Here is a 15,994-nt window from a genome sequence, read left to right on the forward strand (position 1 = left end):
GACTCTGGATTAGCGATACTCATCCTGAAATTTACGGTCGGCTTGGATGGATTCCACAACACCACCTGGAATTTTTTGACTCAGTTGAGCCAATAACTGGTCCGCTTCCTGTTTCAGCTCGGGATACTCATATACCCGTTCGAAGAGCCAGCGGTAGGCTTGAGGATAATCTCGAGGTGCTCCAAAGCCATTTATGTACATTTTGGCCAGTGAAAACTGGGCTCGCAGGTGTCCCTGCTCCGCGGCTAACTTGTAGAAATGCACCGCTTTATCAGGGCTAACAACGGTAAACTCTCCCCGTTGGTAATAGCGCCCCAACTGCTCATGGGCATCGGCCAGCCCAGCATTACCTGCGGCCTCAAGAAAGCTAAAGCCTCGGCGTACGTCTTCATCGACGCAAACGCCATACATCAGCATATCGCCCCATAGCATCTGATAGGCAGGTTCTTTCAAGATCTTGGCGTGTGCTCGTACGTCTTCAAGCAACTGGCAGTCATCCCGCTTCATCTGAATCAGATGGGTATTAGCACGGATCATCTGCAGCAGCTCATCCTGAGAGTAGAGCTCCACCACTTGCAGCTCTGCTTTCGCAGGAGCCAACATCAGCATTGAGGTCAACAACAATAATAGGCGCTTCATATTCAATGATATCGTCACTACGGAGAATAACTTAAGCTGACCTTAGCATAACGGGGCCCGAAGGCCCCGCTTATTTCGCAATGTCAGTTAGGCGAAAGGACTTTGCAAAATCATGGTTTCGTTACGGTCAGGGCCAGTAGAGATGATGTCTACCGGAACTTCCAGCAACTCTTCGATGCGAGCGATGTAATCCAAGGCCGCTTTCGGCAGCTTATCATGCTCGGTCACACCGAAGGTGTTCTCTGTCCAACCAGGCAGAGTTTCATAAACCGGCTCAGCGGTTTCGTAGTCTTCAGCAGCCAGAGGCGGCACTTCCACAATGCGGCCATCGGCCATCTTGTAGGAGGTACACAGCTTCAGCTCTGTCAGACCGTCCAGCACGTCCAGTTTGGTCAAGCACAAACCGGTGATGCCGTTGATTTGAACCGCGCGACGCATAGCCACGATGTCCAACCAGCCAGTACGACGTTGACGACCTGTGGTGGCACCAAACTCGTGGCCTTTTTCGCCGAGATGCTGGCCAACGGCGTCATCCAGCTCAGTTGGGAATGGGCCGCCGCCAACGCGAGTGGCGTAAGCTTTGATGATACCCAACACATAATCGATGCGATTCGGGCCAAAACCGGAACCGGTCGACACACCACCTGCGGTGGTGTTGGAAGAGGTCACGTATGGGTAAGTACCGTGGTCAATGTCCAGCAAGGTGCCTTGAGCGCCTTCAAACAGAATTGGCTCACCGGCTTTACGAGCTTTATCTAGCAGGTCCGTTACATCAACAACCATGGACTTCAGCAGATCGGCCACTGCCATCGCTTGCTCATACACGGTGTCAAAATCAACCGGCTCAGCCTTGTGGTACTCAACCAACATGAAGTTGTGGTACGCCAGTACGTCTTTCAGTTTTTCGGCAAAACGCTCGGCATCAAACAGATCACCAACACGCAGGGCACGACGAGCAACTTTGTCTTCGTATGCTGGGCCAATACCACGACCGGTGGTACCAATGGCCTTGTTGCCACGAGCAGCTTCACGAGCCTGATCAACCGCCACGTGATATGGCAGAATCAAAGGACACGCTTCGGAGATCAGCAGACGCTCTTCAACCGGAACGCCACGCTCTTTCAGCATGGTCAGTTCACGCAACAATGCGTCCGGTGCCAGCACAACGCCATTACCGATAATGCACTTTACGTTTTCTCTGAGAATGCCTGATGGAATGAGGTGGAGTACGGTCTTTTCGCCGTTGATAACCAAGGTGTGGCCTGCGTTGTGGCCGCCTTGATAACGAACCACGTAGGATGCTCTATCAGTGAGTAGGTCTACGACCTTACCCTTGCCTTCGTCACCCCATTGGGTACCGAGAACAACAACATTTTTTTTCATTGTGGATTACAGAGGTAGTGATTAAAGCAGGATTCTACCAAAAGATGACTGCTCAAAACAGAAGCTGTTTTAAAAAATATAGAGAATCACCAAACCCACGGTGACTAAAATACCACCGACTCGACGCAGAAGGTTATCTGGTTGGCTGGCCATCTGAGTAACCACTTCTCGCCAGCCTTTGGGCATCAGCATCGGGCCGATGCCTTCAATCACCAACACTAAACCCAGGGCGGCAATCCAATTAATTCCATCCATCTCATTCTCCCAAAAGCAAAAAGCCCGGTTATCAAACCGGGCTTTATCATATCTTATCTGTTACTCACCTTTAGTGGTGCTCTTCATATAACGGAAGTATTCCGAGTCAGGAGACACCACCAACACGTCCTGCTTGCTGCTGAACGAAGTGGAGTAAGCATCTAGGCTACGCAGGAAGCTGAAGAATTCAGGATCCTGATTGTAGGCATCAGCGTAGATTTTAGCCGCTTGAGCATCACCTTTACCACGAATGGTACGAGCCTGCTTCTCCGCTTCCGCCACCATTACGGTGACCTTGGCGTCAATTTCAGCGCGCAGCACTTCGGCTTTCTCTTTACCCTCAGAGCGGTGCTCTTTGGCCACCGCAATACGCTCGGCGCGCATACGGTCGTAAATAGAGGAGCTCACTTCACGGGGCAGGTTGATCTGCTTCACTCGTACGTCAACCACTTCAATACCCAGAGTCAACGCGCTTTCACCAGCGCCCTTCAGGGCTTCTTGCTGAAGCTCATCACGGCTACCAGAAACAATCTCAGAGATGGTACGACGACCAAACTCAGTACGCAGACCGTTGTTGATCTTGGACTGCAACAGGGCTTCCGCTTGCAGCTGATTACCGCCAGAGGTCGACAGGTAGTAACGTTCGAAATCGGTAATGCGCCACTTCACGAAGGAGTCGACCATCACGTCTTTTTTCTCAGAGGTTACGAAGCGATCCGCTGGCGCATCCAAAGTCAGGATACGAGCATTCAGGCGAATCACGGTGTCGATCATTGGAACCTTCATGTGCAGACCAGGTTCATACACCATGGTTACATCGTTGGCGTCTTTGGCAATTTTACCGAAGCGCTTAACGATGGCACGCTCACCTTCGCTGACAACAAACAGTGATGACAACGCCAGGAACAAGATGACAACAATAGAGCCTAAAGTTACGGTTCTCATGGCTTATCTCCCCTGACGAACGCTGTCGTTGCGAGTAGCAGTGCGACGGTTGTTAAAACTGCTGCTTGGTAAGCTGCTGGTGTCGTTCATCGCTGGCGCTTGCACGCGCGGTGCTGGAGCCGAACCACCTTGACCTACGATCTTATCCAGAGGCAGATAGAACATTGAACCATCACCTTGGGTATCGATCATCACCTTAGAGGTGCTGCTGTATACCTTCTCCATGGTCTCCAGATACAGACGATCACGGGTTACGGTAGGCGCGGCCTGATATTCAGGCAGCAACTGCACGAAACGAGCCACTTCACCTTCCGCTTCCAGAGTTACGCGGTCACGGTAGGCGTTGGCTTCTTGAGTCATACGCTGAACCTGACCACGAGCGCGAGGCTCAACCTCTTTTGCATAGGCTTCCGCTTCACGAACGAAACGCTCTTCATCTTCCTGTGCCGCGATGGCGTCATCAAAGGCGTCTTTCACCTCTTCTGGCGGGCGAGCTGGCAGTAAGTTGACGTCGACAACCTGAATACCCAGGCCGTACGGAGCAATGATGTTTTCCAGCTCGGTACGAGTATCTTGACGAACCTGTTCACGGCCCGTGGTCAGGATGTCATCCATTACGGTATGGCCAATCACGTAACGCAGCGCGCTGTCCATCGCTTCTTTTAACGACTCATCAGGGTTGGTTACGTTAAACAGGTAGGCGCGGGGCTCAACAATACGATACTGCACCTTCATCTGCACGGCGACCACGTTCTCATCCATGGTCAGCATCATGCCAGAGGCAGGCAGTTCACGGATGTTATTTACGTTGACTGGGTAGACCTGATCAACAAAGGTCATCTTCCACCCCAGACCGGCACCCACTTGCTCATGATACTGGCCAAAACGCAGCACCACACCACGCTCAGCTTCTTCAATCTTGTAGATGCCCGACAATGCCCACGCGATGATCGCCAGCATCAGCACACCAACGATGATGCCACTGCTGATACCGCCACCATTGCCGCCGCCAAAGCGACCGGTTAGCTTGCGGAACACTTGATCCAGATCTGGTGGCCCCTGATCGTTACCACCTCGGTTTCCCCAAGGGTCGTTACCCTTATTTCCAGGCTCATTCCAGGCCATGCAAAACTCCGTATGTATATAGCGGACAGTTGGGCATCAGTTTGAGGCTCGCACCAACGCCAACTTTAGTAGATTTAAAGCTAATTTATCAGGCAATTACTCGATGATAAAGTCGCTTAATCTCCCCTCAGACCCCTTCAATTGCCGAAGCCACTCAGATTCCGGCAGTTGAATGGACAACAAACAGTTACCTTCGTCGTCGTAGGACTTATCCTGAACTGCGTTTAACTCAAAGAACGCGTTAACCCAACGCTGGTCACTCGGCGGTAGTTTTAATGATAGTTCAACAATTTGCCGTCCGAGAAGATCCGATAGTGCTAGGAAAAGTTGCTCTTGGCCTCGATTCTCCCGCGCCGACAACCACACCCGAATTGGGCGGCCGCTGTCATCGCGATCAATGCGAGGTGAAACATCCTCTAACAGATCAAGCTTGTTGTAGACCAACAATTGCGGAATTTCATCCGCCTCAATCTCTTCGAGCACCTTTTGAACTTCTTCAATGTTCTCTCCAGAGCGCTCGTCTGCCGCATCCACCACGTGAATAAGCAGATCCGCCTGCCGAGTCTCCTGCAGCGTCGCCTTGAAGGCGGCCACCAAGTCATGGGGCAGATGTCGAATGAAACCAACCGTGTCCGCAAGGATTGCGGGCCCAACTTGGTCTAGTTCAATGCGCCGCAGCGTCGGATCCAAGGTCGCAAACAACTGATCCGCTGCGTACACCTCTGCGTCCGTGATCAGGTTGAACAACGTAGACTTACCGGCATTGGTGTATCCCACCAAAGACACGGTGGGAATCTCCCGCCGCTGTCGAGAACGACGTCCCTGCTCGCGCTGTTTTTCCACCTTCTCTAATCGACGTAAGATGGTCTTAATACGTTCACGAAGCAATCGCCGATCGGTTTCCAGCTGAGTTTCACCTGGACCACGTAGGCCAATACCGCCTTTTTGGCGCTCCAAGTGAGTCCAGCCGCGGATCAATCGAGTGGACAGATGCCGTAACTGTGCCAGTTCAACCTGCAGCTTACCTTCGTGGGTTCGTGCCCGCTGGGCAAAGATATCCAGAATCAGACCAGTACGGTCCAACACTCGACATTTAAGAATGGATTCCAGGTTTCTTTCCTGGGCGGGGGACAGAGCATGATTGAAGATCACCACCTGGGCTTGCTCCGCTTGGACCAAAGCCGCTATCTCTTCCGCCTTACCGGCACCGCAGAAATATTTAGGGTGGGGAGAGTTGCGGCTACCAGTAATGATTCCGCAGGCGCTAACGCCTGCGGAAGATACCAACAACTCTAACTCTTCGAGATCTTCACGTTCTCCCTCTCGAGAGAAGTTCAGATGAACTAAAACTGCTCTTTCGCCTGCCTCATACCGCTCAAACAAGCAGACTCTCCTAGCAATTAATCTTGGTTGTTATGGTCCTGTTGGTTGTAACCGCCCTGACCGCCTTGTGGGGACGGGTTGTTGTTCATGTTGAATGGACGACCAGGAACAACAGTAGAGATAGCGTGCTTGTATACCATCTGGCTAACGGTATTCTTCAAAAGGATCACAAACTGATCGAAGCTCTCAATCTGTCCCTGCAACTTAATGCCATTGACTAGATAAATAGACACAGGCACGCGCTCACGACGCAGTGCATTCAGGAACGGGTCTTGTAAGGATTGCCCCTTAGCCATATTAATTCCTTAACTAAAATATTCTAATTGCTTTAAAAATCCAGCCTACAAGCATATTGTCATCTAAGCTTGAGCTAGTTATAGCCTATGTAAAGTTAGATGGCGAGCCTTTGCAACATTTTATCTACATTATTAAGCTCAGCTGAATTTAGCCAGTTTAAATCCGACCAACTTCGCAACCAAGTTATCTGTCGCTTCGCCAACTGTCGTGTGGCCGCCACACCTTTATCCACCATTCCTTGATACTCATCTTCCCCGGCAATGAAAGACCACATTTGCCGATATCCGACGCATCGGATAGACGGAAGATCGGGGTGTAGATCGCCCCGTTGGAACAGTGCTCGCACCTCCTGCTCGAAGCCTGCTTGTAACATCAGATGGAATCTGCGCTCAATTCGCTGATGTAACACGCTTCGATCGTCGGGCGAAATTGCAAATTGCGTTACCGCAAATGGCAATGGCTCACTCTTTCGTTTTGTTAGCTCTGTTAGAGTTTCCCCTGCAATTCTATAGACTTCGAGAGCCCGCGACAATCGTTGAGGATCATTAGGATGGATTCTCTCAGCAGCAACAGGGTCAATCTCTGACAATTGTCGGTGAAGTTCGTGCCATCCGATGCTCTGTGCTTCCTGCTCAATCTGTTTTCGAACCTCAGGATCCGCCGACGGTAGCGGTGATAACCCCTCTAACAACGCCTTGTAGTACAGCATGGTTCCACCCACTAACAAGGGGATTCGCCCCTTGCTAGTAATGGCCTGCATCTCGTTTAGGGCGTCGCGACGAAAGTCCGCTGCCGAATAGGCCTGCGCCGGATCCAAGATATCGATCAATTGATGGGGCGCCGCCGCCAACTCTTCGGCAGTGGGCTTGGCGGTGCCAATATCCATCTCTTTGTAAATCATAGCGGAATCGACACTGATGATGTCTACAGGCAAACGTTGACACAGTTCGATGGCAAGGTCGGTTTTCCCGGATGCCGTAGGCCCCATCAAAAAAATCGCTGGGGGCAAAGGGTGACTCATATTAGGACTCCAGCGCCAGCCGCCAGTCCAGCGGTAAACCATGGCGCAACATAATCGTTTCTAGGGAAGCCGCATCCAACTGCCGCAACCGTTGCCACATCGCTTTCCCCTCCTCTAGAGGGAATTCGCCGTGCTGAGACAGCCAAGCGGCCAATGCGGCATTGTCGGGCAATTGGCCCGCTTCAAATGAGTGTAGCCACTGCAGCAGTTCAGGAACCACTTGGGCCAAGTTAGCCTGTCGCAATAATGACGGCACTTTACGAATGATCAGGCGCTGCTTTTGCTCTGCCAGCTCAACACCAAGTCGTCGCAGCACCGGAGACATGGACTCAACAAGCTCGCTCCAGCCTTCCAGTTTGGCAACGCTTACCGGCAGCAGCAGAGGTTGACTCACAAGACCTTGTGGCAATCGGCTCAGCAACTCTTGCTGTCCCAACACTCTTGATAATGCCAACAAGGGCAACAGCCGCAACTGCTCCCCTTGACCGATCAGTGCGGTGTTCCCATCCAACTGGGTCAACCACCGCCAACCCGTTTGTTTGTGCTCAATGGTCGTCCCTTGAGCCGCTGGCTGCATCAACTCTCCGTAGTTAGCAACCGCATCCTGTTGCGGTGCCGGAGACGGGCGGTAACTGTGGCCTGCACTTACAGAGCCGCCACTACCTTGACCCGTGGGAGAGTAACCTGGCGCCGAATGACCAAACTGCCCCGACGCCGAATGGCTCTGAGATTGACCGACAGGTTCCGACACCGGCGTCGGTTGCAGCGGCCTTGGCTGATAGCCAATACCTTGGGACTCGTGGACCAGCTTGCCTTGTTCTACCTCACCTGATGGCGCGGATGGGGCAGCCAGAGGCGACTGCAGTTGAGCGATGGCATCGCTTAATCCTTGAAGGATAAAGTCGTGCACATAACGCGCCTGATGAAAACGCACTTCATGCTTGGCGGGGTGAACGTTGACGTCCACTTCTTGAGGCGGTAGCTCCAGATGCAACACAAACCCTGCATCCAAACGCTGACCATGGAGCTCCAGCGCCTGCCGAAGAGCATGGTTCACCAAACGGTCACGAACGATGCGGCCATTAACATAAAAGTATTGCACCTCGGAAAAGCTCTGCTCCCCTTGGGCGATACCTAAATGACCATGCAGCTGCAGCTGCTCGTTACCGGCACTGATGGCGAATGCCGCCTCGGCAAACTTACCACCACAGATCGCAGCCAATCGCTGCTGATGTTGACGCTCTGTGCGGGCACTGCGGTATTGACGCACCAACTTACCATTGTGACTCAGCACAAAATGAATGCTGGGTTTGGCCAACGCGATGCGGCGCAGTGCCTCATCGATATGATTAAACTCGGTTTTATCCGCTCGTAGAAATCGCCGCCGTGCTGGCGTATTAAAGAACAGGTCTTCCACCAGCACCGATGTGCCGACAGGGTGAGCGGCAGGCTGTACCTTAACCGCCATCTCTTGGCCTTCGGCATAGGCCTGCCAAGCTTCAGATTGGTCTTGGGTTTTCGAAGTCAGGGTCAGCCGGGAAACCGAGGAGATTGAAGCCAGAGCTTCGCCTCGAAAACCAAAGCTTAAGATGCTCTCGAGATCATCTAGGCTCGCCACTTTGGAGGTGGCATGGCGAGACAACGCCAGTGCCAGCTCCGATTTGCCGATGCCGATGCCGTTATCTCGAATCAAGATACGCTTGCTGCCACCTCGGTCTATCTCAATCTCAACCTTTGAGGCGCCGGCGTCCAAGCAGTTCTCCACCAACTCCTTCACGACGGAGGCGGGGCGCTCCACCACTTCACCAGCAGCGATCTGGTTTGCCAGCTGAGGCGGCAAAATCTGAATAGGCATTGGACGTCCTTAGAGCCTTGGAATGATCAGCTTCTGACCAATCTGCAAGGTATCCGTCTTAAGGTTATTGGTTTTCTTGATGGCGCTAACGCTGACTTGATAGCGCTTCGCAATCCGTGACAGCGACTCACCAGACTTCACCGTATGCTCACGAGTTTGCGCCAACAGCGCATCCCGTGGCGGATTCTCGGTAAAGTGGCTTTTCACCGACTGATAGATGGCATCGGCCATCTGATTTTGATAGCGAGCGCTCTTCAGTTTGCGCTCCTCATTGGGATTAGAGATAAACCCAGTTTCGATCAGCAGGCTTGGAAAGTCCGGTGACTTAAGCACAGCCAAGCTGGCGTGTTGCGGCGTTGATTTGTGCATTTTGGTGATACGAGACATCCGCTTAACCAGCTTCTCTGCGATGGCTTGGCTCTCCACCATCGAATTTTCTCGAGCCAAGTCGAGGAAGGTGCGCTGCAGGTGCGGGTCGTCATTGGCCGAGGTTGAGATCACCTCACCAATGCCTCGAAGCTCCGACAATTTGTCGTCTTTTTCGAGCCATTGCCCCATCTCAGAGTTGGCGCGGCGTTTCGACAAGATCCACACCGAGCCCCCTTGAGGCTTAGGAGAGGTGAAAGCATCCGCGTGAATCGATAGCAACAGATCGGCTTTCTTCTCACGGGCCACCTCGGAGCGTCGATTCAGGGTGACAAAGTAGTCGCCATTACGAACCATCACCGCTTTAAAGCCCGCAGTGGCGTTAATTTTGTCCCGCAGCCTCCGGGCGATGGGCAGCACCACGTTTTTCTCGTAGGTACCTGAAGGGCCAATGGAACCAGGGTCTTTGCCACCATGACCCGCATCGATGGCGATGATGATGTCACGGCCAGTTACTTTGGCCGCCGGCTTTTTCACTGTGGGTTTGCTTTTGGAGGCCGCAGACGCACCCGCCAATAGGTCGATCACCAAACGGTGGCCGTACTCCCCTTTGGGGCCTAATTTGAAAATCTTGTAAGCGGAAGCTTGTTTCAGATCCATAACCAGCCGCAAAGTGCCGGATTTTGGGGGCTTACTGGTCCGAATTCGCTGAAGCTGTTTGGAGCCACCACTCTTTACCTTAGTCAGATCGGTTTTGAGTTTGCCGCTGGCAATGTCCACCACCAACCGCTCCGGCCCACTTAAACGAAAGGAGTCATAGCTAGGACGGCTGGAAAGATCCAACACAATTCGAGTGCGCTCGGCGTCGGGCCACACGCGCACCCGCTTGACCTCGGTGGCGTTAACACACAGAGACACACAACTTAGCAATACCGCCAGCACTGCAACCTGCCAGCGCTTAACCCATGACCCCATAAACTTACAGCTTACCCACGATCTGTTGACCCTTATCGCTGTGGCTGCTTATCACCGCCATACGACCTTGATTTTGGTAACTTAAGTTAATGGTTATATCCGGCGACGGCAATACACCTTGGCCACGAGTCGGCCACTCCACCAAACACAAAGAGCGATCGGTGAAATAATCACGGATGCCCATGAACTCCAACTCTTCCGCATCAGCCAACCGATACAGATCAAAATGGTACACCTGAGCCTTTTCCAGCTCATAGGGTTCAACCAAGGTGTAAGTTGGGCTTTTAACATGGCCTTGATGGCCCAGTCCCTGAACCACTGCGCGAGTCAAAGTGGTTTTACCCGCCCCAAGCTCGCCCTCTAAATGAATAACCAACGGCAGGCTGAGCGCATCAGCCAGTCGTTGTCCTAGGGCGAGAGTTTGGGTTTCATCTTGCAGTTCTAAACGCTTTTCAGTCATCAATTACCGGTCTTAAGGATTCACTAATTGTCTGATATAAGGCATCAAATCTGATGCTAACATGCCTCTCTGGCCAGCCTCTGCCGCGTAATCAGCAGCCTCACCATGGAGGCACACTCCGCAGGCAGCCGCTTCGCACGGTGGAAGCCCTTGAGCCAAAAGAGACGCGATTATACCAGACAAAACGTCTCCGCTGCCTCCCGTTGCCAAACCTGGGTTGCCCACCGGTGCTACCAACATTCGAGCACCGTCGTAGATTAAGGTTCCCGCGCCCTTTAACACAATCACGCCACCATAGCGTCGATACAGCTCTTGGGCTGCCCAGAAGCGATCGCGCTGCACCTCAATGGTTTCAACCCCCAGCAAACGCGCTGCCTCTCCCGGGTGAGGCGTCAATACCCAGTCTTGCCGCTTTTGCGGATGTTTAGCCAGAATGTTCAGGGCGTCGGCATCCATCACCAGCGGCCGCTCTGCATTCAGCGCCACCCGCCACATGTGATAAGCCCAATCACCACTGCCAAGGCCTGGGCCACAAAGCACCACCTGCCCCCAGCTCACTCGCTGGTACACTTCGATGTCGGCAATGTCGCTGCCCCACAGCATCAACTCCGGGCGGCCAGCCTGAATCAGAGGAAGGTTTTCATAGCGGCTGATGATGCTCACCAATCCCGCGCCACTGCGCAGCGCCGCTTCTGAAGCGAGGCGCACCGCTCCCGGCATACCGTGGTTGCCGCCAATCACCGCAATGCGGCCATGATGGCCTTTGTGGGAATCGGCAACTCGGGGCTGAAGGTGCTCCAGAAAATCTTGATAATTGATTTTGTATGATTGCGGCACCTCTTCCTGCGCCAGCTCTTGGCCGATGCACAGTGGCTCCAATAGGATGTCGCCGCAGTAACTGGCCGCTTGCCCGGTCAGCAACCCTTGCTTTACTGCCACGAACGTCACGGTCAGATCCGCCGCCACTGCCACGGTCTCCACATGGCCGGTATCTGCCTCTAGGCCAGAGGGCAGATCTAAGCTCATCACTGGCGCTCCGTTGTCGTTGATGGCAGACACCAGCTGGCCAACTTCAAGGCGAAGCTGACCTTGGAACCCAGTGCCGAGGAGGGCATCGACTATCAGATCTGGGGTGCCGATCGCCTCACAAGTGGCTTCTTGGATGTGGCCACCAGAACTTAAAAACTGTTTTTGCGCCAGTCGTGCATCGCCACTCAACTGACGATTGGTTTGCAGTTGCAGCAACCGAACCTCAAGGCCAGCTTCCATCGCCTGACGGGCCACCACATAGCCATCACCGGCATTATTGCCACGGCCACAGATGACCGTCATGGTGTTGATGTTTGGCCAGCGTTGACGCAGCCGTTGCCATGCCGCTTCACCGGCTTGCTCCATTAGCGACCACATCAACACCCCTTGGCGCTTTGCCAGAACCGGCTCTAACTCTCTGACTCTAGCACTGGAATATAGATTTCTGGGTAGCTTGGCTATGGCACTGCGCATTCACTTTACCTCTAAAAAGAGCGACCAGGTCTCCCTGCTCGCTCTCGGTCATTTAACAGATCGGCCCTCATTGTTACCTTAGGCCTAGGGGGTGATGCCAGTACAAAATCACCTTAGCTTGATCGGCATCAAATGTCGTCCATACGCAATGTGTTGTGAACAAAACGCTGCTGTCGAACGCGCTCGGCACGCAAAATGGCTTCTAGTGCCGATTTGGTATCTTGATGCTCAGATTGCTCCAACGCCAACTGCAGCAGATCAAGCACCTTATTATCCAACTCCAGAGCCAGATCCATCACCTGATATTCATCCATCGAGGAGCTGATGGTTACCATCTGCAGTTCAGCGTTAATGTCATCGTAGTCCAGGCGTTTAAACCAAGTTTCCAGCACGCCCGTAGACGCGGAATCTCGATACTCTTTGGTGTGCTCTGCCACCTCGTTTTGATGCTGCTTAAGGTAATCCAGCAGCAGCTTCACTCGAGATGAATCCGCCTCATGACCTAAACGTTCATAAAGCTTCGCCATCGCGACACGGCAATCAATCACATAATCCAGAAGCTCAACGAGCTGTTTAAATCGCATATCCTTTTCTCCTCGAAGATCGGAGTAACAAGCCTGACATCATTATGATAATTCACAGTAAAGGAAAAGGTGAGGCAGTTCACAAACCCCATAGTGATTTATTCCAAATTGTTCACACCCACCCAATGACTAATCTCTCACGCGAATTCCGGTCATTCTCCGTAGTCAGCCCCGTTATCACCCCGTAACTTGAGCAAGGTTAACAGTCAGTTAACGATAAAAGTCTGCGATGGATAGCACAGACTACTGATAATGATTAAGGATAACTCCAAAAATGAAATTTACACCTAGCTTACTGACTATGGCCATTGCAGCCATAGCCACCGGGGCGCACGCTGCCGACGACATCGAACGCATTGAAGTCACCGGCTCTCACATTAAACGGACCGATATTGAGGGCCCATCACCGGTACTGAGCATCTCCGAAGAGGACATTCGCAGCGCCGGTGCACAAGATGTCTCTGAACTACTAAAGAAACTTCCTGTCGCTGGCAACGGCACGTTTTCGACTCAAGGTAACGACTCCGATGACACGGGCAATGGCGGTTCCGCCATCTCACTTCGCGGATTGGGCGCCGACTCAACGCTGGTGCTATTGAATGGTCGCCGCATCTCAGTGTCCGCCTTTGCCAAAGAGATCGATACCGCATTTGTGGACATCAACACCATTCCTCTGGCGGCCATTGAACGGGTTGAGATTCTCAAGGATGGCGCCTCGGCAACCTATGGCTCCGACGCCATTGCTGGCGTAGTCAACATCATCTTAAAGCAAGACTTTGAAGGCTTTGAAGTAAGCGCAGGTTATGGCGACACATCAGAATCCGGCGGTGCAGAGCAAACGCTGTCGGCCATGTGGGGTACCCACGGCGAGCGCAGCCACACCACGGTCATTGTCGATTACTTCAAACGAGAAGAGACCCTATTCGCCGATCGTGATTACTCTAAATCTGCCGATCAGCGCCCCAATGGCGGCAGTGACTTCCGCTCCTCCGCCGGCAACCCAGGAAGCTACAGTTCTGCAACTATCGGCGAGGACGGCAGCATCCTTTCCAATGGCGACTGGCAACCGGATGCCAACTGCCCCGAGGCTCTCATTAACGGCAGTTACTGTCGTTACGACTATGCCCCATTCATGACCTCCATTCCGGAAACCGAGCGGGCAGGTCTGTTGGTACTGCAAGATTACCAACTCTCTGACGACATGAAATTCTTCGCCGAGCTAAGCTACCAGCACAATGCGACCGTGGTAAAAGGCGCCGCCAGCCCTTCATTTAGCGAGTTCTACATGCTGGCTGACAACCCATTGTTCACCAGCGGCCAAGCGGAAAACCCCTTCCCGGGGCAAGACATCACCATGCGCCGACGCCTGACCGAAACCGGTGGTCGTAAGAAAAAAGTCGAAACCGACAACAGTCGCGCCGTCATCGGCATCAACGGCATGCTCGCTAACTGGGAGTGGGAATTGGCCTACACCTACAGCCGTAACCGCTCGAACGAATATGGCCTGCAAGGTTTTGTTTGGACACCAGAGCTGCAGGATGCCATCAATGAAGGTGCCTTCAACCCATTTTCCACCACACAAAGCCCAGAGGTGATGGAGCGCATCACCGTCAACACCACGCGAAATGGCAAATCCACCACCAAATCATTTGATGGCATCATCAGTGGCGATCTCTTTGATTACAGTGGTGGCACCGCGGCACTGGCTGTGGGATTTGAATACCGCGAAGAGAGCTTAGCGGATAACCCAGATGAGCTGTTCCTGCGTGGAGAGATCTTTGGTACCGAAGCCACTCAAGCCTCCGGCGATCGTGACCAAACGTCACTGTTTGCAGAGTTGGCGATCCCCGTTGGCGATACCTTTGAAGCCCAATTTGCTCTGCGCTACGAGGATTACTCTGACTTTGGTACCAACACCAGCCCGAAAGTGGCTCTGCGCTGGGCTCCACTGGACACTTTGGCATTTCGCGCCAGCTGGGGCGAAGCCTTCCGAGCGCCATCTCTGGTTCAACTGGGTTTAGGCTCAACTCAGGAATCACCAGGGCTGGTCGACAACACCCGCTGTCCGCTAACCGGCGAGGAGTTTGACTGTACCGCTCAAGAACGCACCGTTATCTTCTCTGGGAACCCAGACCTAAAACCGGAAGAGTCGACCTCTTACAACATTGGTGTGATCTGGGAAGCAATGGATAGCCTCAGCGTCTCTGTCGATTACTGGAGCTACGATCAAGACAACCTAATCACCTCAGACACCCAATACCTGCTAGATACTCAGGGCACAAACCCTGATGTAGTAAAACGAGAGCCCACCGTCGATGGCGTACCCGGTCAAATTATCGAAATCTACGACCAGTTCCTGAACCTAGGTGGACAAAAAACCGACGGCATCGATCTCGACGCTCAATATCTACTTGGTGACACAGGCATGGGTGATTTCAAATTCAGCTACACCCTCACTTGGGTAAATAGCTTTGAAGAGATCCGCTCTGACGGCAGTGCCCGCGAACTCAGTGGTGAATACCAACACCCAGAATATCGCTGGACCGCGGCCGCGGATTGGGCCATGGAAAGCTGGCAGGCAGCCATGAGAGTCAACTACATCGGCGAAACCGAAGATGACATCAACGCCGGAGCAGAAGGTACCATAGACTCCATGGTCACCGTCGACATCAATGGCAGCTACATCGTTGATGACTGGCGATTTACCCTAGGTATCAATAACTTATTGGATGAAGAGCCGCCATTCTCCGCTGCTACCTTCATGGGCTATGACCAACAAACTCACTCAGCTCAGGGGCGTTACCTTTACGGCAAAGTGAGCTATCGCTTCTAGTACCGCTATTTTTAGCAAGAGTCAGAAAGCAAAAAGGCCACCCAGTAGGGTGGCCTTTTCTGAATTTGGAGCGACACACGAGGTTCGAACTCGTGACCTCAACCTTGGCAAGGTTGCGCTCTACCAGCTGAGCTAGTGTCGCCTCACTTTATATGCGTTTTTCAGTTCAGTTTGTGTTGAAAGAAGGTTGCGCTACTTTCTACACCGACACTGAGCTAGTGTCGCCTCACAATAACTTTTTAGCCTGCTTGTTTCGCAGAAAATTTGGAGCGACACACGAGGTTCGAACTCGTGACCTCAACCTTGGCAAGGTTGCGCTCTACCAGCTGAGCTAGTGTCGCCTCACTTTGTATGCGTTTTTCAGTTCAGT

At 52.8% G+C, this 15,994-nt stretch carries 14 protein-coding genes and 2 tRNA genes; 1 reads left to right on the forward strand and 15 read right to left on the reverse strand.

The window, feature by feature from the left end:
- Positions 1 to 9: 9 nt before the first annotated feature.
- The 13 genes from FCL42_RS06855 to FCL42_RS06915 form a co-directional block, all read right to left on the reverse strand.
- On the reverse strand, positions 10 to 639 hold the full coding sequence (locus FCL42_RS06855) for a tetratricopeptide repeat protein (protein WP_136862648.1): 630 nt from the start codon (positions 637 to 639) through the stop codon (positions 10 to 12).
- Positions 640 to 726: 87 nt separating this feature from the next.
- Positions 727 to 2,022: an adenylosuccinate synthase gene (locus tag FCL42_RS06860; RefSeq protein ID WP_136862649.1), complete on the reverse strand. Its 1,296-nt coding sequence runs from the start codon at positions 2,020 to 2,022 to the stop codon at positions 727 to 729.
- A 69-nt stretch (positions 2,023 to 2,091) separates the two neighbouring features.
- The gene (locus FCL42_RS06865; protein ID WP_136862650.1) at positions 2,092 to 2,277 is read right to left on the reverse strand and encodes a DUF2065 domain-containing protein; all 186 of its coding nucleotides are present in this window, start codon (positions 2,275 to 2,277) and stop codon (positions 2,092 to 2,094) included.
- A gap of 60 nt (positions 2,278 to 2,337) precedes the next feature.
- A complete protein-coding gene (hflC, locus tag FCL42_RS06870) occupies positions 2,338 to 3,222 on the reverse strand; it encodes a protease modulator HflC (RefSeq protein WP_136862651.1) in 885 nt (294 codons plus the stop codon).
- Positions 3,223 to 3,225: 3 nt separating this feature from the next.
- Positions 3,226 to 4,347, reverse strand: coding sequence for an FtsH protease activity modulator HflK (hflK, locus tag FCL42_RS06875; protein ID WP_136862652.1), 1,122 nt, complete (start codon positions 4,345 to 4,347; stop codon positions 3,226 to 3,228).
- Positions 4,348 to 4,443: 96 nt separating this feature from the next.
- The gene (hflX, locus tag FCL42_RS06880; RefSeq protein WP_136862653.1) at positions 4,444 to 5,730 is read right to left on the reverse strand and encodes a ribosome rescue GTPase HflX; all 1,287 of its coding nucleotides are present in this window, start codon (positions 5,728 to 5,730) and stop codon (positions 4,444 to 4,446) included.
- A 17-nt stretch (positions 5,731 to 5,747) separates the two neighbouring features.
- Positions 5,748 to 6,026 (reverse strand): RNA chaperone Hfq, encoded by a 279-nt coding sequence (hfq, locus tag FCL42_RS06885; protein ID WP_136862654.1) that lies wholly within the window; start codon positions 6,024 to 6,026, stop codon positions 5,748 to 5,750.
- 95 nt (positions 6,027 to 6,121) lie between these two features.
- Entirely contained in the window at positions 6,122 to 7,048 is a 927-nt protein-coding gene (gene miaA, locus FCL42_RS06890) for a tRNA (adenosine(37)-N6)-dimethylallyltransferase MiaA (RefSeq protein ID WP_136862655.1), read from the reverse strand.
- Between the two features lies 1 nt (position 7,049).
- The gene (gene mutL, locus FCL42_RS06895; protein WP_136862656.1) at positions 7,050 to 8,903 is read right to left on the reverse strand and encodes a DNA mismatch repair endonuclease MutL; all 1,854 of its coding nucleotides are present in this window, start codon (positions 8,901 to 8,903) and stop codon (positions 7,050 to 7,052) included.
- 9 nt (positions 8,904 to 8,912) lie between these two features.
- The gene (locus FCL42_RS06900) at positions 8,913 to 10,244 is read right to left on the reverse strand and encodes an N-acetylmuramoyl-L-alanine amidase (protein WP_136862657.1); all 1,332 of its coding nucleotides are present in this window, start codon (positions 10,242 to 10,244) and stop codon (positions 8,913 to 8,915) included.
- 4 nt (positions 10,245 to 10,248) lie between these two features.
- The gene (gene tsaE, locus FCL42_RS06905; protein ID WP_136862658.1) at positions 10,249 to 10,704 is read right to left on the reverse strand and encodes a tRNA (adenosine(37)-N6)-threonylcarbamoyltransferase complex ATPase subunit type 1 TsaE; all 456 of its coding nucleotides are present in this window, start codon (positions 10,702 to 10,704) and stop codon (positions 10,249 to 10,251) included.
- 12 nt (positions 10,705 to 10,716) lie between these two features.
- Entirely contained in the window at positions 10,717 to 12,207 is a 1,491-nt protein-coding gene (locus FCL42_RS06910; protein WP_136862659.1) for an NAD(P)H-hydrate dehydratase, read from the reverse strand.
- Between the two features lie 128 nt (positions 12,208 to 12,335).
- Positions 12,336 to 12,791, reverse strand: coding sequence for a hypothetical protein (locus tag FCL42_RS06915; RefSeq protein ID WP_136862660.1), 456 nt, complete (start codon positions 12,789 to 12,791; stop codon positions 12,336 to 12,338).
- 274 nt (positions 12,792 to 13,065) lie between these two features.
- On the opposite strand from FCL42_RS06915, the gene FCL42_RS06920 reads away from it, so the two are divergent.
- The gene (locus FCL42_RS06920; protein WP_136862661.1) at positions 13,066 to 15,624 is read left to right on the forward strand and encodes a TonB-dependent receptor; all 2,559 of its coding nucleotides are present in this window, start codon (positions 13,066 to 13,068) and stop codon (positions 15,622 to 15,624) included.
- A gap of 66 nt (positions 15,625 to 15,690) precedes the next feature.
- Here the strand turns inward: FCL42_RS06920 and FCL42_RS06925 are convergent.
- Both FCL42_RS06925 and FCL42_RS06930 read right to left on the reverse strand, forming a co-directional pair.
- Positions 15,691 to 15,766: transfer RNA gene (locus FCL42_RS06925), tRNA-Gly, on the reverse strand.
- A 123-nt stretch (positions 15,767 to 15,889) separates the two neighbouring features.
- Positions 15,890 to 15,965, reverse strand: a tRNA-Gly gene (locus tag FCL42_RS06930).
- Between the last annotated feature and the right edge of the window lie 29 nt (positions 15,966 to 15,994).

It is taken from the genome of Ferrimonas aestuarii (assembly GCF_005116665.1).
GTDB lineage: Bacteria > Pseudomonadota > Gammaproteobacteria > Enterobacterales > Shewanellaceae > Ferrimonas > Ferrimonas aestuarii.